This window comes from Nocardia sp. NPDC019395 (genome assembly GCF_040632335.1).
Taxonomy (GTDB): Bacteria; Actinomycetota; Actinomycetes; order Mycobacteriales; family Mycobacteriaceae; genus Nocardia.
Genome location: NZ_JBEYBT010000009.1, coordinates 210,753 through 233,703, shown reverse-complemented (window position 1 = coordinate 233,703; position 22,951 = coordinate 210,753). Strand labels below are relative to the sequence as shown.

Below are 22,951 nucleotides of genomic sequence, written 5' to 3'. Positions count from 1 at the left end.
AGAGCGAAGGAGCGCAGCGACTGAGCGCCGGGAGTGAAGAACGAGACCAAGGGGGCCCCGAACCCGCGCCGCCGCAGGCGGCGCCAAAAACACAGCACCTTCACGAATGGCCTCGCTTCCCCCACCTCCACGGCCCACCCCGCAAACCCGAGACCCAACCTCCCCCCCCCGGACCCCCGGACACACCACAGTTTGAACACAGGTTCAGGTGGCTAGGGTGTGTATATGACAGCAGAGGCCGCAGAACAGGGTATCGGGGGAGTCCATCCGTCGGGACCGGATTTCCGGACAGCCGTAGTACCCGCGGCCGGGCTCGGAACCAGGTTCCTGCCCGCCACCAAGACCGTCCCCAAGGAATTGCTGCCCGTGGTCGACACCCCGGGTATCGAACTCGTCGCCAGCGAGGCCGCCGGATCCGGTGCCCAGCGGCTGGTGATCGTGACCTCCCCGGGCAAGGACGGCGTCGTCGCCCATTTCGTCGAGGATCTGGTGCTCGAGAGCACGCTGGCCGAGCGCGGAAAGTTCGCGCTCCTGGAGAAAGTACGTAAAGCGCCGGGCCTGCTCGATGTCACCTCCGTCGTCCAGGAGGAGCCGCTGGGGCTCGGGCACGCGGTCGCCCAGGCCGAGGCCGTGCTCGACCCGGACGAGGAAACCATCGCCGTTCTGCTGCCCGACGATCTGGTGCTGCCCTGCGGAGTGCTGGATGTGATGAACCGGGTGCGGCGAAAACGCGGTGGTTCCGTGCTCTGCGCCATCGACGTACCCAAAGATCAGGTGAGCGCTTACGGGGTTTTCGATGTGGCCCCGGTTCCCGATGCCGTCAATCCGAATGTGCTGCGCGTGAAAGGAATGGTCGAGAAGCCGAGTTTGGCCGAGGCCCCGTCGACCTATACCGCGGCCGGCCGTTACCTGCTCGATCGTGCGATCTTCGACGCGCTCCGGCGGATCGGTCCCGGTGCCGGTGGGGAACTGCAACTCACCGACGCGATTTCGCTGCTGATCGACGAAGGACATCCGGTACATGTGGTTGTCCACCGTGGGTCGCGCCACGATCTGGGTAACCCGGGCGGCTATCTTCGTGCTGCGGTGGATTTCGCGTTGGAGCGTGACGAGTACGGTCCCGCGTTGCGCGAGTGGCTCCAGCACCGGCTGAGTCCGGACTGGGATCCGCAACTCACCGTGGACGAATGAGGTCGCCTGTTCCGGCGAGGACATCGGGAAGGGCTGGATGCGCTCTGTCGAGGATCAGCAGATCAAAGTGACGGCCGCGGCCGTCGCGCCGCGGCCGGTGCGGGTCGCGATATCGGAGGCTCACGGGCTGTTGTGCGCCGAGGACGTCGTGACCGAGCGTCCGCTGCCCGGTTTCGATCAGGCCGCGATCGACGGATATGCCGTGCGCAGTGTGGATGTCGCTTCCGCGGGCGCCGATATCCGCGATGAGGACGGCGATCTGGTCGATCTGACGCTGCCGGTGGTCGGTGAGGTACTCGCCGGTTCCCGCCAGCCGATCCGGTTGCAGCCGAGGCAGACGGTGCGGGTGGTGACGGGGGCGCCGCTACCGACTCTCGCGGACGCCGTGCTGCCGTTGGATTTCACCGACGGCGGCCGCGGCCGGCTCAAAGTGTACGAACCGGTGCGTTCCGGCGACTATGTGCGCCGCGCCGGTGACGATGTGCAGCCGGGGGATGTGGCGGTGCGCGCGGGCACGATCATCGGGCCTGCTCAGGTGGGGTTGCTGGCCGCGGTCGGGCAGGACAAGGTGCTGGTGCATCCGCGGCCGCGGCTCTCGGTGATCTCCATCGGAGAAGAGCTGGTCGATATCGATCGGACACCCGGGCCGGGGCAGGTCTACGACGTGAACTCTTACGCGCTGGCCGCTGCCGCGCGCGATGCCGGTGCGGATGTGAACCGGGTCGGTATCGTCGACGCCGACCCCCGCCGGCTGCGTGATGTGGTCGAGGGCCAGTTGGTGCGGGCCGAGGTGGTGGTGATCGCCGGCGCGGTCGGCGGCTGGGCTTCCGAGCAGGTGTCCGAGGCTTTGGCCGGGCTCGGCGATCTGGAGATCGCCCGGGTCGCCATGCATCCGGGGTCGGTGCAGGGGTTCGGCCGGCTCGGCCGCGACGAGGTGCCGACCTTCTTGTTGCCGTCGAACCCGGTGGGCGCCCTGGTGGTTTTCGAGGTGATGGTGCGTCCGCTGATCCGGATCGCGCTGGGCAGGCGGCAGCCGATGCGCCGTATCGTGCGCGCGCGGACGATAACGCCCATCCAGTCGATGGCCGGGCGTAAGGGTTATCTGCGGGCTCAGTTGATGCGAGACGAGGCCACCGGTGAGTATCTGGTGCAGGCCCTGGGGAATACCGCGGGCGCTTCGTCACATCTGCTGGCCGCCATGTCGGAGGCCAACAGCCTGATCGTGGTCGAAGCGGATGACACCGAAATTCGCACCGGCGACAAGGTTCGGGTCGCGTTCCTGGCGCAGCGCGGCTAGAAGTGGAGTCCATGAACGTTTTCCGGGCCGCGCAGCATCCCGGGTGGCCCGCGCACCTGGGTCCGGTGCGGGTGGCGGCCGGGGAGGTGACGCTGCGGCCGGTGCGGTTGCGGGACGCGGCGGCGTGGAGCCGGATCCGGTTGCGGGATCAGGACCATCTGGAGCCGTGGGAGCCGACGGGGCGTGGTTCGTGGGATGCGCGTAATCACGCGTCGAACTGGCCGCCGCTGTGGTCGAGCCTGAAGGCCGAGGCTCGCCGCGGTGTCATGATTCCGCTCGTCATCGAGGTCGACGGTGCGTTCGGCGGCCAGCTCACGGTGGGCAATATCGTGCGCGGGGCGTTGCGTTCGGCGTGGATCGGGTACTGGGTGACCCGGGATCTCGGCGGACAGGGTGTGGCGACGGCGGCGCTGGCGCTGGGACTCGATCACTGTTTCGGGCCGGTGGGGTTGCATCGGGTGGAGGCCACGGTCCGGCCGGAGAATCTGGCGAGTCAGGCGGTGCTGCGCAACGTCGGCTTCCGTGAAGAGGGTTTGCTGCGTAGGTATCTCGATGTGGACGGTGCCTGGCGTGATCATCTGCTGGTCGCCATGACGGCGGAAGAGTTGTCCGGCAGGGTTATCGATCGGCTGGCCCGGGAAGGGCGGTTGACGCTGCGCTGACAGGCCGCTGGGAAGCGGCCTGTTCGAGCCGGTATTGGTGGAAATGTGACTCATGTGGCGTATGTGCACGGCGCGCCTGCCGTGTCGTACCCCTACTCGGAATTAACCTACGGACGTCGGTGGTGCGCCTCGCGTCACCGATCGGAAGCTCGTACCACGATCTGCGAGACGTACCCGCGGGGAAGGAACTCCGGCGTCGGGACGCCTACGGTCATGGCGTGGGCTTGGACGACGACCATGCCGGACGGAGGTGCTGACGACGATGCCGAACTCGATCCTGTGGATCGGTCTGGTCGTGCTCTGGGTCTTCGTCCTGTTCCCTATCCTCGCCGACCGGCATCCGAGAATTCGCCGGACGACCGACACCGCACTGGCTACGCGGGTGCTGCATCGTGGAGATTCCAAACGGCGCAAGGGAAGTGGGTATGTCCGCAAGAAGCGGTCCGGCCGGTCCCACCGGAAGCGTCACCACGGCAACGATGCGGAGGATCGCATGACGACAACAGCCGAGGAGACCGTCGCCGAGACCGAAGAGGAGCACCTGGACACCGGTGCCGGCGACCACGGACCCGACGACGAGGGGTTCGACGATATCGGCGACACCGGCGACACCGGGTTCGCGGAAACCGCTGACGACACCGGAGTCGATTCCGGCGGCGATATCGCGGCCGATAACGAGACCGCGCCGTCGTTCGAGGACGCCGCGCCCGCGCGGATTCCGCCGGTACGAGTGAACGCGCGGCGCGCGCCGGCGCCCGAAACGGCAGCCGACGAGTCCGAATTCGTTCCCAGCCGGCGGGGTCGCGGCGGCTACGACCCCGAGGCCGATGCCATCGCCCGCGCCGCGCGCTACACCTTCCGGCAGCGGGCCGTGGTCGCGCTGATTCTCGGTGCGGTGCTGTGCGGCGGACTCGCGGTGGCGATCAGCCCCCTGCTCTGGTGGGGGTGTGGCGGCGCCGCACTGTCGCTGATCGCATATCTGGTCTACCTGCGCAAACAGGTGCGCATCGAACAGGAGATCCGGCGGCGGCGCAGTGCGCGGCTGGCCGACCGCGACCAGATGCCGGCCGCGGAGTCCGCCGATTCGGATGAAACAGGCCAGGTGCCCGCCGCCCGCCCGGGTATGGACCGCGATACCGCTCGCGCTCTGCGCCGCCGCTCCCAGTTGCTCGAACGGGATGACGAAGATCCGGCCTTCGAGCATCTGGACGCCTACGACGCGACAATTGCCCGGACGGTGCGACACCGGGCCAGCGGTGGAGATGTCCGGCGGGCAGCCGGGGCGTGACCGGGCCCGGACGATGTCGTCCGGCCGGGGCTTCTCTGGGGATAACCGCAGGTCAACACCCCGATTCGGTGTACGGCAACCCGGTTTGCTAGAGTGACACAGCGCGGTTCACCGAGCCGCACGGGGCTATAGCGCAGTTGGTAGCGCGTCTCGTTCGCATCGAGAAGGTCGGGAGTTCGATTCTCCCTAGCTCCACCCTGGAAGACTTGCCGGAACACAGGGCGTTCGGGTTCCTGGATTCGTCGTTACCTATAGCTGCGGGACCGTCGCCTGATTCGGGCGCGGTCCCGTTCGCTTCGGCGGGTCCGGTACCGGCCCGGACACCCGGGAACCCTCATCTCGCCCTTCGGGGCGGCGTGGATGTTGTCGATCCCGTGCGAAGCCTGGCTCTGTATCTCGGTCGGTATGGCGGTGTCATAGCCGGACGGTCCCATATGCGGGTGGCCGGTGGCCGGTATCGACCGAGGGGCGCGGGGAGGGTGCCAATACAAGGGGCACAAGGTGTTTCGCTGCTCCGTTTGCATTCTGCTGCCGGAATCGGCAGGCTGGCCGATCGTGCGGTGCGTCGATTTCGGACGGCCGCGCGAGCACGATCGGGCGGAGGGTGTTGCGGTGCTGACGGCGGATCTGCCGGCTGTGGTCGAGGTTTCGGAGGGGGTGCCGCAGCGTCGTGGCCGGTCGTGGCCGGCTCCGACGGCAGCGGTGCTGGGCGGCGCCGCACTGCTGGGATGGCGCGCGGCCGAGTACGGCAACTGGATAGTCGACGATGCGGGCATCACCTTCGCATACGCGCGCAGTGCCGCCGAGGGGCTGGGGCCGGTGCTGCAGCCCGGCGCGGAGCCGGTTGAAGGATTCTCCAACCCGACCTGGCTCTTCGTGCTGATGGTGGGCAGATGGTGTGGTCTTTTCGACCGGGGAGCTCTCTTCGGTATCCCCGACTATGCCCTTTATCCGAAGGCGGTCGCGCTGATCTGCTGTATGGGGATCCTGGCCGCGTGCTACGCCGCCGCACGCCGGGTATCACGGTGGCCCGCGCTGGTGACCTTCGCGACGGGCGCGACCCTGGCCGCGATCCCCTCGTTCGTGATCTGGTGTTTTTCCGGCCTGGAGAACGCGTTGTTCGCCCTGGTGGTGTGCGTTCTGGCCGTCCACTTGTTTCTGGCTGTGCTGGATGAGCGGTTGTGGACGCCGTTGACAGCCGTGACAGCCGGTGCGCTGGCGGCGTTTGCCGCGTTGACCCGTCCGGACGGCCTGATCTACCTGGCCGCTTACCCTGTGGTTTCGGTGATACTGGTGCGCCGGGCCACGTTACCCGCCGCTGTTCGGTGCGGACTGTATTCAGGAATCGCGTTCGCGATTCCCTTCGGGACCTATCTGCTGTGGCGGATCATCGAGTTCGGCAGGTTTGTGCCGAATACCGCCGTCGCCAAACATCAGGCGCCGCCGACCGTGTACGACCTGGCCAGGGCGCGCGAGCTGGTGCACTACGCGGGCGCGCCCGCGGTGATCGCGGCCCTCGCGGTGATCGGGCTCGCGCTGTGGCCGCCGAGCAAATGGCGTGACGGCGCTGCCGCGCTGTTGGTACCGCTGGCGTTGGCGGTGACCGCCTACTGTGTCCTGGAGCCGGACTGGATGGCGCAATTCCGGTTCGCTACTCCGGCATGGGCTCTCGGTGCGGTTGTTCTCGTGTTCTCGACCGGGCAGGTGCTGGCGAGGTTGCGCAAATACGGCCGGACCGTGGTCGTGCTGGTGCTGGCCGTCGCTCTGATCCCGTCCGGCGCCGCGTTCGCCGAAGCATCCGAGTCGTATCGCGCCGACGAGGATGTACCGGTGTGCTGGATCGCCCTGCGGTTCGGACGCCTGTTCAACGGCTACGCGGACATTCTCGGTTTACAGCACGGCACATTGCTCACCCCCGATATGGGCGGAAGCTCGCTGACATCCCGCTTACAGATGATCGATATGGCGGGCCTCACTCATACCCGGATGGCAGACATCATCGCCGGCAACGACCACACCACCTTCGGCGACTATGTGTTCGAGGAGCTCCGGCCCACCTTCGTGCATACGCACGGACCGTGGCTGGAGAACAACATCACCACCGACGCGCGGATCAGGCGCGACTACTACGTACTACAACAATCCCAGGACCCGGCTGTGCCGGACGAGGACTGGGTCCGCAAAGACGTTGTGCGCGACCGGCACCAACTCGAGCGACTTCGCGACTACGCGGGCACAGCCATCCCTCCCCTTGTGGAGGTTCAGCAGACAGAGGGTTGCGGGCCGACGCTGCGTACGGGGCAAACTCTCGCGGGCTGAGATGCCTCGCGACACCGGATAACTTCCTGGGTCCCTGCTGGATTCGCGCAGGTACCGCCCTCGGCCGAGATCGGCACGGGTCGTTTGCTGCTGCGCGGCGGCGGGATTGGGCAAATTTTACTCCAAAACGCGAACGCAATAGTGCGTTTCTACAGCGAGCGGTGATGTAGATCAACTATTGTCAGCGACTGAACAAAACCTGTCCGATGTGCGGTACGACCGAATCGAGAGCCGATCATGTTTGAACAGAGTGTGATGGTGCCAGGCGACGTTCGAGTGGGGAGGCAGGTCGCGCCCCAACGGGGCATTCTGCCGACAGCGACACAGTTGCTGTGTAGTTTCCAGGGGACCAAGTTCGCCGATCACGATCTGCTGCGGTCGGCTCATGCCCTCGCCGCGCTGCACGCGCGCCGGGCGACGATGCGCGACGCACGCCTGGTGGTCGAGGTCGACCACCGCCGCCGGGAACTAGTCGAGGATATCGACGACTGGATCATCGAACGAGCACCATTACGTCACGAAGGATTGATCCATACCGAAACGCTGGGCGCGGTGATCGACCGTATGGCCTCGGGGTGGGTCGATGCCAACCAGGTGGTCGAAACTGACGGATCCCGCGACCATCACGCCCGGAAACGCTGGCACCGCCTCGCCGAATTGATCGACGGTTACACCGAACTGATCACCGAGATCGTCGGTGGCCGCCGGCGGCTTCCGGCCCGGGCCTGACCCGGCCGCCGGTGCCCGGCCGCAACGGGGCGGGGCACCGGCGATCAGCGGTCCAGGACCGCCAGCATTCCCGAGACAGCCGCCGGCCAGGTGAACTGTTCGGCTCGCCGGCGGGCCGCACCGCGCCGTAACGCCGCCGGCCGGGCGAGAACATCGGTGACAGCGTCGGCGAACGCCGCCGGGTCGTCGGCGGCTACGGCGCCGCAGTCGGCGGTGACGATATCGGCGAGCGCCGAAGATCGGCTGGCCACCACCGGTGTACCCGCGGCCAGGGCCTCCAGCGCGGCCAGCCCGAAGGTTTCGTGCGGGCCGGGCGCGAGCGAGATATCCGCTGTCGCCAGAAGTGTCGCCACCGCCGCACGGTCGGTGATGAACCCGGTGAAATGGACGGCGGGCAACCCACCGGGCAGTGCGGGTACCGTCCGAGCCCGGCGTTCGAGGGCATCCCGGCGGGGGCCGTCGCCCGCGACCACCAGTCGTGCCTCGACCCCGGCCCGGCGTAGTTCGGCCACTGCTTCGATACTGCGGTCGACGCGTTTCTCCACCGACAGCCGGCCGCAGTGCACCAGGAACGGGTGTCCGGGAAGTCCGAGGTCGGCGCGGAGGCCGTGATCGTGCCGTCGCGGGCTGAAGAGGTCCAGATCGACTCCCAGCGGCACCATTTCCACATTCGGCGCGGCGATCCGGCGGAATTCCGCCTGCGCGAATTCCGTGGTGCACACGACCATGTCGTACTCGGCGGCGGTGCGCCGGTTGGCGATATCGGCGAAACGGCGGGCGTACCGGCCGGGCATGATCTGGCCCAGCAGCCGGTCCAGCCGCTCATGGGAGATCATCACGCCCGCTACATCCCGGCGCCGGGCCCAGCGCCCGAAGCCGCGCAACGTCAGCCGGTCGGATACCTCGAGCGCGTCGGGTCGCAATCCCGTCAGGGTGTCGGCGACTCGCCGGGGGTCGGCGGCACGGTAGCCGCCGGTCCCCGGGATCGGCAGCGCGGGCAGGGTGATCCGTACGACCCCGTTCGGCAGGGTTTCCTCGCAGCGGCGTGAACCCGGGACGATCAGTACGACCTCGTGCCCGGCCGCCACGTATCCCTCACCGAGATGATGCAACGCAGTACGCAATCCCCCCGAACGAGGTCCGTAGAAGTTCGCCAATTGCACAATGCGCACGCCGCCGATCGTCGCCGGGCCCGGGTGACCGATGGAACCGTGCCGTTGAATTCGTGGTTAAGGCCTGGTGTTATTTGCGCGCCCGGCCCGCTACGAGGCGGGCAGGGCGCCGCCGACCCGCGGCAGATCGAGATTCAGCGGAATCCGGCCCACATGCAGGTGTTCGCTGACCTCCTCGGCCGGTAGCGGCCGGGCGATGAGAAACCCCTGTGCCCGGTAGCAGCCCAGTCCGACCAGGGTGCGGGCGGCGACCGGGGTTTCCACACCCTCGCCGACCACGCCGAGGCCGAACGACCCCGCCAGCCCGATGATCGATTTCACGATCGCGAGGTCGTCGGTGCTGGCGCCGAGCCGCTGCACGAAACCGCGGTCGATTTTCACCGCGTCCACCGGGAGCGCCTTCAGATGGGAGAGCGAGGAGTAGCCGGTGCCGAAATCGTCTATCGCGATCTGGACACCCATCCGTTTGAGACCGCGCAGCGTGACCTGCGTGCGGGCCAGATCCTGTACCACCACGTGTTCGGTGATCTCCAGGCAGATCGAGCTGCCGTCGATCCCGAACTGGCGCAGAATGTCCTCGATCCGCTCCACGAAGTCCAGGCTCACCAGCTGTACCGGTGACACGTTGATCCGCATGACCATATTCGCCGCCAGGCCCTGCCGCCGCCATTGCGCGAACTGGGAGCAGGCGGTGCGGATAACCCAGCGGCCCAGTTCACCGGCCAGATTCGTGGCTTCCGCCACGGTGACGAACGCCCCGGGCGGGAGCAGGCCGCGGGTGGGGTGCAGCCAGCGGACCAGGGCTTCCATCGCGACGATACGGCCGGTGCGCAGATCTACCTCGGGCTGATAGTGCAGGATCAGCGAGCCGTCGGATACGGCGGTGCGCAGATTGAGCTCGACATCGTCCTGCAGTTCGAACTGGGCGCGCATGGCATCGGTGAACAGCGCGACGCCGTTGCCGCCGCCGGATTTGGCCGACAGCAGGGCGTGGTCTGCGCGCCGCAGCACATCGGCGACCGTGGTTTCGCCCGGTATTCCGACGGCCACGCCGACACTGGCGCCGCGGCTCACCGATTCACCGCCGACGGTCACCCGGCGGCTGATGAGTTCCTGGATCCGGGACGCCTCGTGTTCGGCGGCGACGGTATCCATCGGTTTGGCGGGAACGATCACGAACTCGTCACCGCCGAGGCGGGCGATCATATCGTTGGGATCGAGATTGTCCTGGAGTCGCTCGGACAGGGTGCGGATGAACTTGTCACCGGCGGTATGGCCGAGGAAGTCGTTGAGTGCCTTGAGCCGGTCCAGGTCGAGGAAGAACGCCGCGACCGGGCCGGGACTGCCGGCCCGCAGCCGGTGTTCCATATGTTCGAGCAGCGCCCGGCGGTTCGACAGGCCGGTCAGATCGTCGTGCAGGGCGATGAACCGCAGCTTCTCCTCGGCCTCCACCCGGGCCTGCAGCTGGGCGAAGAGGGTGGCGATCGCCTTGAGCACATTGAGCTCGCGGTTGCTCCAGTCCCGGTCGCCGACCTTGACGAAACCCAGCAGTCCGGTGGATTTGCCGCGCGATACCAGCGGTACCGCCGCGGAGCTGATATCGCCGAGTCCGGACGCGGAGTGGATGGTCTGCTGATAGTCGGCGGCGCTGGCCGGGATCAGGAACGGCTCGGTGGCGTGCTCGAGCGACCGGAACACCGAATCGGCCTGGTCGAAGTACACGATCCGGAGCGGATCGGGGTCGGGGACGTCCTGCCGGGGCGGCCACTCGGCCACCAGTACCGTCGACCGGTTCCTGGGGTCGTTGTGGCGTAGATAGCTGAAGTCCACATCGAAGTAGTCGATCAGCATCGCCAGTACCTGCTCGGTCGCCGACACCATGGTCGCCGAATCGACGCCCATCAGCTCCGCGGCGACCTCAGTCACCAGCGAGTCGAGTGTCCGCCGAGGCACCTGATCTCCGATCACACTAACTGCGGGGGTCCCCGCCCGGTATCGGGCGACGTCGGCTCCGCACGCTGGCAGCTGCCGCGTAACTCAGGCGTAGTACCAGCGCCACGCTTTCTTTTTCCGGCACTTCCAGTACTTCCAGGAAACGACCCTGAAGTCTGGACAGTCTATCCGCGTATGCCGGAGAAAGGGCATCCAGATCGGTACGGTTTTCAGAAAACAGGAAGACCGGGGACATCGGCTGCACGGCCAGCCCCGACCGTTCGGCCTGGATCCAGAGCCGCGCGACCGCCGCTCCGGCCCGGGCGTAGCCGCTCAATCCGCCGCCGTCGGCGCCGGGTTCCGGGCCGAAGGTGACCGCCACGACGGCGGAACTCGAACGCACCCTGTCGCGGGCGTAGTCGCCGAGCGCGGCCCCGGCCGACCAGCTGTGCAATTGGGCCATCACATCGGCGCGCCGCCCGATCTGCAGGGCCACGCGTTCGTCGGGGGCCAGTTCGAGCGATTGTGTATCGATACCGTCGGTGAGGTCGTCCCCGGACCAGCGCATCTCCGCGAACATCTCCCGGTGCAGCTGCGGGGTGAGATAGCGGATTCGGTCCGATTCGGCGAGGACCACGGCCAGCTCGCGCAGGGCGCGCGAATCGGTGGCGGCCCGCATCTGTGCTCCCTCGGCCGCCGCCGCGGTGGCCAGCCCGGCCAGTATCGGCGCCGGTATCTCCCCGCCGTAACCGAGCCGCCGATTGGTCTCCCGGGCGAGCGCGTACGGATAGTCGGCGGCGAGATCGGGGTCGGTGCCGGTACCGTGCCGCAGCACCGCGGTCAGCGGGGCGCCGGAGTCTTCGACGAAATCGTGACCGCCGAGAATATCGTGGGCCGCGGCCGCGACACGGGCGTTGTACAGCGCGGCGCCGACCGCGACGGCGCTGCCCCGATAGCCGATATCCATAGTGGTGGTGTACCGCGGGTCCAGGGCGATCCGGATCTCTCGTGCAGTGGTGTGCAATGACCAGGGCTGGATATTTCCGCCCGAGGGTGCGCGCTGGGCACATTCGAGGACCCGGTCGAGCGGCGCGGTGGCCGGGGGATCCGCCTCGATATCCGCCGTATCGTCGTCGATATCGATATCCGGGTCCGCCAGCGCGTCCAGGGCCTGTTCGATATCGAGGCGCGTTCGTCCCGAGCGCAGCGGCCGGCCCAGCCCGATCCGGCGGACCGCCGTGGCGACACTGGCCGCGCCGAGCATCACATCGCCACCCAGTTGGGGCCAGCTGTTCAGTGTTTCGCCCACCTCGACCAGGCTGCCCGCCATCCGGGCCGACAGATCTCGGGCGCCCAGCAGTCCGACGACATAGGGGGCCTTGTCCCGGGTGGACAGGCCGCGCAGCTGGGCGGCCGCGGTATCGCCGAGCAGGCCGTGGAACGGCGGGCGGTCCGGTTCGAGGTCGAAGCGCTCGACGTCGAGCAGACCGCGGTCGCTGGTCTCCATGATCAACGGCAACTTCCGGCGCCGGGCCGCTTCCCGGACGAGCAGTTTGACATCGAGGGAATCGCATTCCTCCACAACGATGCCGATACCGTCGACGAATTCGTCGACCGTATCGGCATCGACCCCGCCGCCGCGCACCTCCACCGGCAGGTACGGATCGAGTTCGGCGATTCGGCGGGCCGTGACGATCGCCTTGTTCACCCCGATATCGAACAGTGTGGCGGGCACCCGGTTGAGATTGGACAGTTCGAGCTCGTCGAAATCGGCGAGGCGGAGGGCGCCGCACACCCCCTCCTGCGCCAGCGTGTACGCGATGGCATGTCCCACACTCTGCCCGACGATCCCGACCGTCTGGGTGCTCAGCCGCTCCTGTTCGGCGCGGGTGAGCTTGTTGCGGTTGCGGTCCAGCCGGATCGCGCGGAAGGTCCGCGGGCCGGGCACGACGATTACGCTGCGCCGCCACGGGTAGTACACCCAGCGGTCGTCCGCCGGGCCCTCGGCGGTATCGGGTGGGTCATTGAGCCGGCCGAATTCGGCGGCCAGCAAACCGCGCAGATCGTTGAATTCGATATACGGTATGCCGCGAAGGCCGGCGAGGGCCCTCTCGTCTTCGGGATCCCCTGGATCCAGGACCAGCGGCCGGTATTCCACCCCGAGATCTGCTTCACCGACCATATGCCCGGCGTTCCTCCCCACCGTGGCGCAGCGGCCGGATGGACCGCCGCGACCTCGGTTCAGCTAATCCCATAGCGCGAAGTTCACCACGCATCAATAGATACTGCAACTTATCGGCAAATACGCGATAAGTCCGGGTATCCCACCAAATCGGCACGGTGCGGTAGCGCTCGTCCGGGTACGGCACCGGCGGGATCGCCTGCGCGACCACGGCGCCGCTCGCGCGGTGCCGATCGGCGGTGAAGGAGGCGACCGTCGCGAACCCGTAGCGGGCGTTGAGCAGATGGGGAGCATGGGCCATACAGCGGGAAATAGCGGCGGCGAGCTCGTCGCGGTGCGGCACGTCGCGGGCGACCCACAGCGCCCGGGATTCGACCACACCGCGTGGGATACGCCGCGCCATCATGAGACCCAGGTCCGCCGCGCCCGGCCGGCCGATCCACGGTGTGAGGGAGGAAACCTCCGACACCCAGGTGTACGGCCCCTGTACCCGGAGACCGCCGACCACTTCGCCGGACGGGTCGGTGGCGGCGAAGAAGAGTGTGGTCGAGGCGCCGTCCACCACCGCGTCGTATTCCAGAGCCTGCTCGTTGCCGAAGTGCCGGTAGGCCATCCGCGCACCGGCGAGGTAGCGATGCCAGAGTTCGGGGGATCGATCCGGGGTAGTGGCGCAGATTTCATAGCCGGAGAGGTTGTCGCGAAAACCCGCAGCGCGGCCGTCGCACGGGTGATCTTCCTGGCCGACTGCGATCGTTTCGACAGTCATGCAGTTCCTACTCTATCGCCCGTACGCCCGGTAGGCGCGCGGGATTATTTGTCCAGCAGCTCGTCCGACGCCCCGGCTCGTCGGCGTGCCCAGTGCAGTATCCGCCATCGAAACACAATTAACCAGAACTCTGGTTACTCTTCCGAAAACTCACCGCGGGCCGAACTATTATCGCAGGTCAACCCGGGTGATTCGATAATCACCGGTTACCACCAGACCGGTTGGTTCTGAGATGGTTATCGACCGGCAACGAAACTGTGCCGGCCGGAGCGCTCACGCGGTGATCGAAATGAAGAGCTCCACCGACTCCGACCCGTGCCAGATCTCTATCTCCTCGCGGTAGGCGCGGGTTATCTCGGCCGATGCGGTGGCATCGTCGACCTGGGCCCATACATCCTCGACCGGATCGTGGTAGTCACCGTTGGGGACGAATCGCGCGTAGACACCCCGCGGGACGCGAACCAGGATGTCGCCCACCGGTGCGCCGTAGGGCTCCTGGTACTCGAAACACACCAGCGCGTTGTAGGTTCCGGTCGGTGTGCGGACGTACACGGTGTACATGGGCCGCTCGGCGTCGGCCGAGCCGGCGAACTCCGCTACCCGTTCGCTCAACCGGTCTTTGAGGAACTCGATGAGCTCGCTGTTGCTCACCTTGAAGCTGGGCCGGACCTTCGGGACGACCAGGCCGGCATACACCGACTCCCCGCGCACCACGATCGTGTAGCTCATCGCGGCTCGACCGCCAGATACAGGTCGATCTTGTAGGCGTGCGGATAGAACTCGAAATCACCGGTGAAGGTCCGGTTGATCTGATGATGCTCCTCGGCATACGAGATCTGGGTCCACAGGCTCGTCATGATCTGCGGGAAGTTGCCCACCGAGGAGAATTTCGCATAGGTGCCGCGGGGGAGCCGGGCCACCATATGGCCGCGGGTGACCTCGTCGAAGGAGTCGCATCGGTAGCCGACGATCTGCGTGTTGTAGGTGCCCAGGTCGGGTGAGTAGTCCGTATACGCCGTGGCCAGCGGCCCACCGAGTTCATGATGGAGTACCGACGACCAGGCGCCCTCGAGATCGCGGTCGCGTAGTTCGCCGAGTGCGCGTTTGGGGCTGCGTACCGGAAGTCCGGCCACCCATGTCTCGTCCCGCTCGACTATTTCGAACTGCATACCAACGGCTCTTCCGAGGTGTCTCCAGGTGGGCAAGCCGACCGGATGGTCGGCCGGATTCGCCATGCTATCAACCGGGGGCGGTGCCGGTGGTTTGCCCGCATCCGGCTCGCCGGGCCGGACCCCGGGCATCGGTCGCCGGCGTTTCGTGCGATCCCGGCCGTGTTCGGTGGGTAAACCCGCCATCATTCATCGGAATCGGCGAACCTGCCACCGATGGGCAACGGGTGAGTAATTCCCCGATCCGGTCCGGAATATGACTTGCCCGCAGTGTAATTCGCGCATTCTAGCGGTATTCTCAGCACTGGGTATGTAACGGTATATTCCTTCTCAATTCACCGTCGCGGGCACGATAAGCCACTGTCAGTTCAGCTGAACTTCATTCCGCGGGATTACCAATGCGAGCATGATCGGCAGAGCAGACCGGCGGGCGCTGCCCGCGAATCCCGGGCCCGCGATACCCACGGCACAGTAACCGGATCGATTACTGTGCGCATTCTCGGCAGCCGCGCAAGGGGCGCATCACGAGCGCGCCGGCGCTTCCTGTGCTTCGTCGCGCTGTTGCTGACGTTCACGGTTTTCCCGGGGACCGTGGGCGCGGTCGCGGTCGCGCAGGACGGATCGGATACGACCGGGCTGAGGCGGATGGACGGTGTCGCCTGGATGAATATCCGGGATTCCGCCGGAGTGAACCTCGCCGACTACATGTTCGTGAGCGATCACGGCGGCCTGGCCGATCCCGGGGGGTCAGTTGTGTGGGCGCTGATCGGCCTGGAATTCGTCGGATACATGATCATCGTGGCCACCGCGACCTGGTTCGTCGGTTTCGTCCTGCGCATGGCCTGGCTCGACCTGTTCGCCGACGCGCTGCGTGGAATCGCCGATGCCCTCGCCGCGCAGATCGCGACGCCGGCCGTGCTGGTGACAGCCGCTGCCATCGGGGCCTTCTTCGTGGCCTGGTTCACGGCGCGCGGTTTCCACGGCCGGGCCGTCGTGCAGACGGTGACCATGCTCGCCGTGGCGGTCCTGGGGCCGCTGTTCCTGGCTGCGCCGCTGGCCGGTGCGCTGAGCTCCGACGGTCTACTGGCCCGCGGCCGCGATGTGGGTATGGAGATCGCCGCCGGACTGAACGGATCGGACGACCGGAATCCGGACCGGATGGTGAGCACGCTGCAGGCGGAGATGGCCGATAACTTCGCGCGGCGGCCGGTGCAGGTATGGAACTTCGGGCATATCGTCGACGATCGCTCCGCCTGCGCCGAGGCGTGGTCGGCGGGGATGACCGCGGGTGATGCCGAGCGGACCCAGCGCGCGCTCGGAGCATGCGGTGATACCGACGCGGCGGCGGCTGCCGCGCATCCACAGATGGGTCAGCTCGGCACCGGATTGCTGCTGCTGGTCTCGGCGGCGGTCCTGCTGCTGTTCGCGGCGGTGCTGGCGATGCGGTTGATCCGGGCCGCGCTCGATGCTGTCTACCAGGCATTCATGGCGATATTCGGTTTCGCCGCAGGCGGTTTCGTTTTCGGCCCGACCCAGACGTTTCTGGTCCGGAACCTGGTGAACTCGGGTATCGCGGCGATCCGGATGTGCGCGTACACCGTGTTCGTCGGTGTCTACCTGCTCTTCCTGGGCAATCTGTTCCAGCAGGCGCGAGGCCGGGTGATCGCGGTGGTCGTGATCGCGGCGTTCGTGGAAATCGTCGCGATCCTGCAATTCGGTCAACTATCCAGGGGTCTGACTCGTGGTTCGAGCTGGGTCGCCAACCGTTTCTCGCTCACGATCCAGGGGGCGTCACCCGGCGCCGGCGGTACCGCGCTCGGAATGGCCGGCGGGGGCAAAGGATCCAGCGGCTCGGGCCTGGGTGTGCTCGGGGGCCTGGCCGCTCTCAACACGATCAACGCCTCGCCGGTGCCCGCCTGGCTGACCCGCACAGTGAACCCGCTGACCCCACTGGCACTGGGCCGGATGCACAACGAACGGGTGAATATGGCCACCGCGGCCAGTCGGCAGGAGTCCGCGCAGTGGGGTGCGCTGGGCCGGCAGAACTGGCGGCTGCTGGCCCGCCGCGAAGCCGACGCATGGGGCGGTATCGCCACCGAACTCGGTCTCTCCCGCGCCCTGAGATATCTCGACAACAACCGGGTGCCGGCCCGGTACACCGCGGCCGTGCTGCTGGACGCGGGAGCCGACCACGACCGGATCGCCAACCATCTGCGCGCCCGGAAGGTCCGCGACGACACCAGGGTCCGAAGTCCCTACGGTTTCCCGCCGCTGCAGAAGGCCGTTGCCGCCGGGTACGCGGTGATCAACCATGCCGGATCCGATGCGGAGATGGCGTTCGCGGCCCAGGCCGTCACCGACGCCGACGGCCTGGCCCGCCACACCCTCGCGCCCGTTCCCGGAGCTGAGCTCGATCAGGGGTTCATCGCCCGGGTGCGCGAACACTGGGACTCCGACCGGGCGCTACGCGCGAATATCAGTCCCGGCGAATGGAACGGGGTCGGCCGCGATACGCGTACCGCGATCGCGCACCAGGTGGCTACCGAGCACTACTCGATCGCTCGTGCCTACTGCGACGACCCCACCCCGGCGAATCGCGACCGGTTCGAGCTCTCGGTCAAGCGGCTGTCCAATCTGGACCACACCGTCCCCGAACTCGGGCAGGACCCCTGGGACCTGTGACCCGGCCGCGCGGCGCGGCGCTTTCACTGTGCCGCCGGGGTCGCGGCTCGGTACGCTTCAGCCCGACAGTGCAGTCGCCAGGATCGGGAGTTTCAGCATGGGGCGGGTCAACCGCAGAAAATCGGTGGCGGATGCGAAGACGCTGGTCACCGGAGCTGCCAGTGGTATCGGAAAAGCGACCGCGCTGGCCGCGGCCGCGTACGGGGCGCGCCTGGTGCTGACCGATATCGATGCCGACGGGCTGGCCGCTACGGTCGCGGAGGTCGAACAGGCCGGTGGGACCGTGCTGATCTCGCGGGCACTGGATATCTCCGACTACGACGCGGTCGCGGAGTTCGCCGCCGCCGTGCACGAGGCGTTCGGCAGCGTCGATGTGGTGATGAATGTGGCCGGCACCTCGGTCTGGGGGACCGTCGACAGCCTGGAGATCCGGCATTGGCGTCGGATGATCGATATCAATCTGCTCGGGCCGATCAATGTGATCGAAAGATTCGTTCCGCCCATGGTCAAGTCGGGCCGGCCCGGCGCGCTGGTGAACGTTTCCTCGGCGGCGGGGCTGCTGGCCTTGCCGTGGCATGCCGCCTACAGCGCCAGCAAGTACGGGCTGCGCGGTTTGTCGGAGGTGCTGCGGTTCGAGCTCGCCGAACACGGGATCTCGGTGCATCTGGTTACGCCGGGCGCTGTGGCCACGCCGCTGGTGCGGTCCTTCGATCTGGTCGGTGTGGACAAGGAACATCCGCGGGTCCAGCGGGTCACTTCATTGTTCACCCGTCACGCGGTGCCGCCGGAGAAGGTCGCCGCGGCGATATTGAAGGGGATCGAACGCAATCGGTTCCTGGTGTACAGCTCGTTCGATATCCGGTTCGGTTACTGGTGGAAGCGTAAGTTCGCCTTCCCCTACGAACTGCTGATGCGCCAGGCAAACCACCAGTTCAGCACACTGAAGCGGTCGGTGAATCAGGATCGGACAGCGGGGAACACGCTGAGCTCTGAGTCTCCGGAAGCACACTGACCGGATCGCCGGGGTCGCAGGCTCCCGGTTCCGGGCAGTTCAAGTGGACATCGAGGACGCGGGCGCCCGGGCCTTCGGCGCCCAGCCGGTCGTATTCGTTGACGAGTTTGCAGCTACCCAGTGACAGGCAGCCGCAACCGATACATCCGGTGAGGTTGTCCCGCAACCGGACCAGCTGGGTTATCCGGTCCTCCAGGTCCGCACGCCACGCCGTGGACAGGGTCTCCCAGTCGCGGCGGGTGGGTGTGCGACCTTCGGGCAAACGGTCCAGGGCCTCGCGGATATCGCTCAGCGGGATACCGACGCGCTGGGAGATCCGGATGAACGCCACCCGACGCAGCGTCTCCCGCGTGTAGCGGCGTTGATTTCCGCTGGTCCGACGGCTGGAGATGAGACCTTCGCGTTCGTAGAAGTGCAACGCGGACACGGCGACTCCGCTACGCTCGGAGAGCTGACCCGGGGTCAGCTCCTTGGTTTTCCAATCCGCTGTCGGCATCTGCCCTCCTCCATCACTCTCAACCATACTTCAGGTTGCTGGTCGCTGTGGGTGGAATCGCGGCAAATATGCCGCGAACCCGATGGTCGCCCGTGTGCCCCGAGGCGGGCCGGCGCACTACTGTCGGGACATGGGACCAGACGCCGTATCCGATACCCGGCACGCGAACCACCCGGCCCCGGCCCACGGGGTGACCAGCGAAGTCGGCAACCTGCGTGCGGTCCTGCTGCACCGGCCCGGTGACGAACTGCGCCGGCTCACCCCGCGTAACAACGACCAACTCCTCTTCGACGCGATCCCCTGGGTGGAACGTGCCCAACAGGAACACGACGCCTTCGCGGAGGTACTGCGCCGGCGCGGAGTCGAGGTGCTGCTGGTCGCCGACCTGCTGGCCGAAACACTCGCGGTCAGCGGCGCGGCCCGCATCCAAGGTATTTCCGCGGCCGTCCACGCACGCCGCCTCGGCCACGTGCTGGCCGGCGAACTGGCCGCCCATCTGCGCAAAACACCCGCACCCGAGCTCGCGCGAATCCTGATGGCGGGTATGACCTTCGACGAGCTACCCTTCGCCGCGGACGACACCTCGCTGGTCCGCCGCATGCACCACGGCGGTGATTTCGTTATCGACCCACTGCCGAACCTGCTGTTCACCCGCGACTCCTCGTTCTGGGTGGGACCCAAGGTCGCCATCACCGCGCTGGCGCTGCCCGCCCGGGCGCGGGAAACCTCGCTGACCGACCTGATCTACGCCTTCCACCCGCGGTTCCTCGGCGTGCGGCGCGCCTACGAATCGCATACCGCCCCGATCGAGGGCGGTGACGTACTGCTGCTGGCTCCCGGTGTGGTGGCGGTAGGAGTCGGTGAGCGCACCTCCCCGGCCGGTGCGGAAGCACTGGCCCGCAGCCTGTTCGACGACGGGCTCGCGCATACGGTGCTGGTGGTCCCGATCGCGCAGAATCGCGCCACCATGCACCTGGACACCGTATGCACCATGGTCGACACGGACGCCGTGGTCATGTATCCCGGAGTTCGCGAAACCCTCACCGCGTACACGATCCGGCGCGCCGACAACGGCGACGGCTGCCTGGTGAGCGGCCCCGAACCGTTCCTGCCCGCGGCCGCGGACGCTATGGGGATCGGGAAACTGCGCGTGATCGACACCGGACTCGACGGGGTCACCGCCGAACGCGAACAGTGGGACGACGGGAACAACACCCTCGCGCTGCGCCCCGGCGTCGTGGTCGCCTACGAACGCAACGAGATGACCAACGCCCGGCTCGAGGACTCCGGTATCGAAGTACTGCGGATACCCGGCTCGGAACTCGGCTCGGGCCGCGGCGGGCCACGCTGCCTGTCCTGCCCGCTCGCCAGGGACGCTGTGTCTATCGGCGCGCCTCCGGCGCGCGGGGGTTGAGGCCTCGCTGGACTCCGCGGTCGGTTTTCCGGTCGCGTGATGGCGCGTTTTCGGATGGCAGGGATGCCGGATGCGGTATGAACGAGCCATGCTCGAGATCACGGTGTCGCACGATTCGGGCGTCCCACCCTACGAACAGCTACGCCTCGCCGTTATCGCAAAGGTCCGCTCGGGTGAGCTCCCCGCGGGGACCAAGATCCCGACGGTGCGCGCTCTGGCAGCCCAATTGGGCCTGGCACCCAACACGGTCGCGCGGGCCTACCGGGAACTGGAACAGGACGGAGTCCTCGAAACCAGCGGCCGCCGGGGCACATTCATAGCCTCCTCCGGCGACCCCACCGCCGACGCCGCCGGCCGCGCCGCCACCGAATACGTCGCCACCCTCCGCCGCCTCGGCCTCGACAACGCCGCCGCCCTCCACTACATAAAGATCGCCCTCACCAGCTGACCCCCGCATAGCTCACCTTTGCGGGCGGGGCCCGCCCGGTTCTGGAGCGACCAGAGGAAGGGAGCGCAGCGACCGCCCGGCGGGAGTGAAGAACCGGGTTAACAGGGCCCCGCCCTCGAGCCGCGGAGCGGCTCCAATAACACAGCCCGCCCCTTCACGGATGGTCCACGCCGAGAGCCTCTTCGCCATGGTCCACGGCGAGAGCCCTTCACTGAAGGTCTACGCCGAGAGCAGGGTTGAGACCACGCCCGACCCCGCGACCCCGAAGGCGGCGCAATAGATACAACGCCCCGCCCTCGAGCCGCCGAGCAGCTCCGAATAACACAGCGCGCCCTCCACGGATGGTCTACGCCGAGACCACGGTTAACAGGGCCCGACCCGCGCCCCCCCCGGAGACGGCGCACTAGATACATCTCATTACCTCCAGCTCGGCAGCCAGAGGTGATCCTGCCAGGTGCCCGTGGTGATGGGCAGAGCCGTCAGAATCGGCCACAGCCAGATGAAATTCGCGATGACCAGAGCCATATACAGGCATACCGCGAGTAGGCCCAGACTGTGTCGTTCGCTGGGTTCGGCCGGGAGGAACGTACCGCCCGGAGCCCGGGCCACCCGTCTCCGGGCGGTGCCCAGTACATCGCCGAGCACCAGCGCCACCGCCATCACCAGGAACGGGGCCAGGGTGACCGCGTAGAAGTAGTACATCTGCCGGTCCAGTGTCAGGAACCAGGGCAGCAGCCCCGCGCCGTATCCGGTGAGAGCCGCCGCGTAACGCCAGTCGCGGCGCACCACACAGCGCCACAGCCCCCACGCCAGTACCGGGAGCGCGACCCACCACAGCGCCGGCGTGCCGATCAGCATGACGGCTTTCACGCATTCGGTCTGCCCGCACCCGGTGACCCCGTCGTCGGCGTAGTAGTAGAGCATCGGCCGTAGCCCCATGGGCCAGGTCCACGGTTTGGATTCCCACGGGTGATGGTTGCCGGCCGAATTGGTGAGTTCGGAATGGAACGTGAGCGTGCGGGAGTGGAAGTACCACAGCGAACGCATCGCGTCGGGCACCAGATGGGACCAGAAACCGCCCGTGCCGATCCCGTCCTCGGGAGCCGACGGGTTACCCGCCATATAGCGGTAGACGGCGGTTTCGCCGCGGAACCAGGCGGCGTAACTGGCCAGGTACACCCCCAGCGGGATCAGTACCAGCGCGTACAGCGCCGGGCCGATATCGCGGACGGCCGTCCCGAGCAGCGGTTTGCGTACACCGTAGGTGCGGCGGGCCGAGAGATCGAACAGCACACTCATCAGGCCGAAAGCGGCGATGAAGTAGAGACCCGACCATTTGGTCCCGCACGCCAGCCCCAGCAGGATCCCGGCGCCGAACCGCCACCAGCGCACACCGAGCCGCGGCCCCCACGGAGTCTCACCGGCCCGGCCCTCGGCATCGGCTCTGGCCAGCCGGGCCCGGACCTCGTCACGATCCACGATCAGGCAACCGAAGGCGGCGGTGACGAAGAAGGTGATGAAAATATCCAGCATCCCGATCCGTGCCGAGACGAAGCTCGCCCCGTCGGCGATCAGCAGGATCCCGGCGAACGCGCCGAGCAGGGTGGAACGGGTCATCCGGCGGACGATCCGGATCACCAGGAGCACCAGCAGAGTGCCGAGCAGTGCCGCGGTGAATCGCCAGCCCCAGCCGTTGTAGCCGAACAGGGCTTCGCCGATCGCGATCATCTGTTTACCGACCGGCGGATGCACCACCAGCCCGTAACCGGGATTGTCCTCGATACCGCCGGTCAGCATCTGCCATCCCTGCGGCGCGTAGTGCTTCTCGTCGAAAACCGGGGTGCCGGCGTCGGTGGGGTAGTTGAGCATGGTGAACCGCGTGATTGCCGCGATCGCCGTCAGGAACAGGCTGACCACCCAGCCGCGCACGGTATCGGTGGGACCGAAATCGGGCGCGGGCCGCAGCGGTGCCGGGCTGGACCACGTGCGCGGAGACCGCCACGACGAACTCGGGCGCGATTGGGTCACCTGTGTCACGGCGTCGAGTCTATTGTTGTGCCTTTCGGTGCGGTCTGCGGTGTCGCGGGTGGGGTCTCGAGGAGGGCTGCGGTCCGTCTGGGGAGACAGGTTTACTGTCCTTCACGAACCGCCCCGCCTATCACCTTTTCCAACAGGCCGCCCTCGACCGGCGT

The 22,951-nt window shown here is 67.2% G+C and carries 18 protein-coding genes and 1 tRNA gene; 11 read left to right on the top strand and 8 right to left on the bottom strand.

Annotated elements, in window-relative coordinates; all coding sequences use genetic code 11:
- Nucleotides 1-225 precede the first annotated feature (225 nt).
- From ABZ827_RS21150 to ABZ827_RS21120, 7 genes are all read left to right on the top strand, one after another.
- Nucleotides 226-1,191: a UTP--glucose-1-phosphate uridylyltransferase gene (locus ABZ827_RS21150; RefSeq protein ID WP_357238981.1), complete on the top strand. Its 966-nt coding sequence runs from the start codon at nt 226-228 to the stop codon at nt 1,189-1,191.
- A 37-nt stretch (nt 1,192-1,228) separates the two neighbouring features.
- Nucleotides 1,229-2,488 carry a gephyrin-like molybdotransferase Glp gene (gene glp, locus ABZ827_RS21145; protein ID WP_357238979.1) on the top strand — a complete coding sequence of 420 codons (1,260 nt, stop codon included), beginning with the start codon at nt 1,229-1,231 and terminating at the stop codon, nt 2,486-2,488.
- A gap of 11 nt (nt 2,489-2,499) precedes the next feature.
- A complete protein-coding gene (locus ABZ827_RS21140; protein WP_357238977.1) occupies nt 2,500-3,150 on the top strand; it encodes a GNAT family protein in 651 nt (216 codons plus the stop codon).
- A gap of 262 nt (nt 3,151-3,412) precedes the next feature.
- Nucleotides 3,413-4,438, top strand: coding sequence for a gephyrin-like molybdotransferase receptor GlpR (gene glpR, locus ABZ827_RS21135; protein WP_357238975.1), 1,026 nt, complete (start codon nt 3,413-3,415; stop codon nt 4,436-4,438).
- Between the two features lie 122 nt (nt 4,439-4,560).
- Nucleotides 4,561-4,633, top strand: a tRNA-Ala gene (locus ABZ827_RS21130).
- 417 nt (nt 4,634-5,050) lie between these two features.
- Nucleotides 5,051-6,757: a hypothetical protein gene (locus ABZ827_RS21125; protein ID WP_357238973.1), complete on the top strand. Its 1,707-nt coding sequence runs from the start codon at nt 5,051-5,053 to the stop codon at nt 6,755-6,757.
- Nucleotides 6,758-7,015: 258 nt separating this feature from the next.
- Nucleotides 7,016-7,486, top strand: coding sequence for a DUF4254 domain-containing protein (locus ABZ827_RS21120; RefSeq protein ID WP_357238971.1), 471 nt, complete (start codon nt 7,016-7,018; stop codon nt 7,484-7,486).
- Nucleotides 7,487-7,530: 44 nt separating this feature from the next.
- Here ABZ827_RS21120 and ABZ827_RS21115 read toward each other — a convergent pair whose 3' ends face one another.
- The 6 genes from ABZ827_RS21115 to ABZ827_RS21090 all read right to left on the bottom strand — a co-directional run bounded on the left by ABZ827_RS21115 (nt 7,531) and on the right by ABZ827_RS21090 (nt 14,707).
- Nucleotides 7,531-8,658, bottom strand: coding sequence for a glycosyltransferase (locus ABZ827_RS21115; protein ID WP_357238969.1), 1,128 nt, complete (start codon nt 8,656-8,658; stop codon nt 7,531-7,533).
- A gap of 90 nt (nt 8,659-8,748) precedes the next feature.
- On the bottom strand, nt 8,749-10,584 hold the full coding sequence (locus ABZ827_RS21110) for a bifunctional diguanylate cyclase/phosphodiesterase (protein WP_357238967.1): 1,836 nt from the start codon (nt 10,582-10,584) through the stop codon (nt 8,749-8,751).
- A gap of 43 nt (nt 10,585-10,627) precedes the next feature.
- Nucleotides 10,628-12,772 carry an Rv1355c family protein gene (locus tag ABZ827_RS21105; protein WP_357238965.1) on the bottom strand — a complete coding sequence of 715 codons (2,145 nt, stop codon included), beginning with the start codon at nt 12,770-12,772 and terminating at the stop codon, nt 10,628-10,630.
- Nucleotides 12,762-13,538: a hypothetical protein gene (locus tag ABZ827_RS21100; RefSeq protein ID WP_357238964.1), complete on the bottom strand. Its 777-nt coding sequence runs from the start codon at nt 13,536-13,538 to the stop codon at nt 12,762-12,764. The genes ABZ827_RS21105 and ABZ827_RS21100 overlap by 11 nt, the downstream gene beginning before the upstream one ends.
- A 273-nt stretch (nt 13,539-13,811) precedes the next feature.
- The gene (locus ABZ827_RS21095) at nt 13,812-14,267 is read right to left on the bottom strand and encodes an effector binding domain-containing protein (RefSeq protein WP_357238962.1); all 456 of its coding nucleotides are present in this window, start codon (nt 14,265-14,267) and stop codon (nt 13,812-13,814) included.
- Complete coding sequence (locus ABZ827_RS21090) at nt 14,264-14,707, bottom strand: GyrI-like domain-containing protein (RefSeq protein WP_357238960.1); 444 nt, start codon at nt 14,705-14,707, stop codon at nt 14,264-14,266. Before ABZ827_RS21090 ends, ABZ827_RS21095 begins: the two co-directional genes overlap by 4 nt.
- 489 nt (nt 14,708-15,196) lie before the next feature.
- On the opposite strand from ABZ827_RS21090, the gene ABZ827_RS21085 reads away from it, so the two are divergent.
- On the top strand, nt 15,197-17,389 hold the full coding sequence (locus ABZ827_RS21085; RefSeq protein WP_357238959.1) for a hypothetical protein: 2,193 nt from the start codon (nt 15,197-15,199) through the stop codon (nt 17,387-17,389).
- A gap of 97 nt (nt 17,390-17,486) precedes the next feature.
- The gene (locus ABZ827_RS21080; RefSeq protein ID WP_357238957.1) at nt 17,487-18,401 is read left to right on the top strand and encodes an SDR family oxidoreductase; all 915 of its coding nucleotides are present in this window, start codon (nt 17,487-17,489) and stop codon (nt 18,399-18,401) included.
- On the opposite strand, the gene soxR is transcribed toward ABZ827_RS21080, so the two are convergent.
- Complete coding sequence (gene soxR, locus ABZ827_RS21075; protein ID WP_357238955.1) at nt 18,322-18,897, bottom strand: redox-sensitive transcriptional activator SoxR; 576 nt, start codon at nt 18,895-18,897, stop codon at nt 18,322-18,324. The genes ABZ827_RS21080 and soxR overlap by 80 nt on opposite strands.
- A gap of 130 nt (nt 18,898-19,027) precedes the next feature.
- On the opposite strand from soxR, the gene arcA reads away from it, so the two are divergent.
- On the top strand, nt 19,028-20,311 hold the full coding sequence (gene arcA, locus ABZ827_RS21070) for an arginine deiminase (RefSeq protein WP_357238953.1): 1,284 nt from the start codon (nt 19,028-19,030) through the stop codon (nt 20,309-20,311).
- 88 nt (nt 20,312-20,399) lie between these two features.
- The gene (locus tag ABZ827_RS21065; protein WP_357239002.1) at nt 20,400-20,759 is read left to right on the top strand and encodes a GntR family transcriptional regulator; all 360 of its coding nucleotides are present in this window, start codon (nt 20,400-20,402) and stop codon (nt 20,757-20,759) included.
- A gap of 417 nt (nt 20,760-21,176) precedes the next feature.
- Here ABZ827_RS21065 and ABZ827_RS21060 read toward each other — a convergent pair whose 3' ends face one another.
- Nucleotides 21,177-22,796, bottom strand: coding sequence for a phospholipid carrier-dependent glycosyltransferase (locus ABZ827_RS21060; RefSeq protein WP_357238951.1), 1,620 nt, complete (start codon nt 22,794-22,796; stop codon nt 21,177-21,179).
- Between the last annotated feature and the right edge of the window lie 155 nt (nt 22,797-22,951).

Coding starts and splice junctions, on each gene's coding strand:
- ABZ827_RS21150 (WP_357238981.1), top strand. CDS start 226: ATGACAGCAGAGGCCGCAGAACAGGGTATCGGGGGAGTCCATCCGTCG.
- glp (WP_357238979.1), top strand. CDS start 1,229: ATGCGCTCTGTCGAGGATCAGCAGATCAAAGTGACGGCCGCGGCCGTC.
- ABZ827_RS21140 (WP_357238977.1), top strand. CDS start 2,500: ATGAACGTTTTCCGGGCCGCGCAGCATCCCGGGTGGCCCGCGCACCTG.
- glpR (WP_357238975.1), top strand. CDS start 3,413: ATGCCGAACTCGATCCTGTGGATCGGTCTGGTCGTGCTCTGGGTCTTC.
- ABZ827_RS21105 (WP_357238965.1), bottom strand. CDS start 12,772: ATGGTCGGTGAAGCAGATCTCGGGGTGGAATACCGGCCGCTGGTCCTG.
- ABZ827_RS21100 (WP_357238964.1), bottom strand. CDS start 13,538: ATGACTGTCGAAACGATCGCAGTCGGCCAGGAAGATCACCCGTGCGAC.
- ABZ827_RS21095 (WP_357238962.1), bottom strand. CDS start 14,267: ATGAGCTACACGATCGTGGTGCGCGGGGAGTCGGTGTATGCCGGCCTG.
- ABZ827_RS21090 (WP_357238960.1), bottom strand. CDS start 14,707: ATGCAGTTCGAAATAGTCGAGCGGGACGAGACATGGGTGGCCGGACTT.
- ABZ827_RS21080 (WP_357238957.1), top strand. CDS start 17,487: ATGGGGCGGGTCAACCGCAGAAAATCGGTGGCGGATGCGAAGACGCTG.
- soxR (WP_357238955.1), bottom strand. CDS start 18,897: ATGCCGACAGCGGATTGGAAAACCAAGGAGCTGACCCCGGGTCAGCTC.
- arcA (WP_357238953.1), top strand. CDS start 19,028: ATGGGACCAGACGCCGTATCCGATACCCGGCACGCGAACCACCCGGCC.
- ABZ827_RS21065 (WP_357239002.1), top strand. CDS start 20,400: ATGCTCGAGATCACGGTGTCGCACGATTCGGGCGTCCCACCCTACGAA.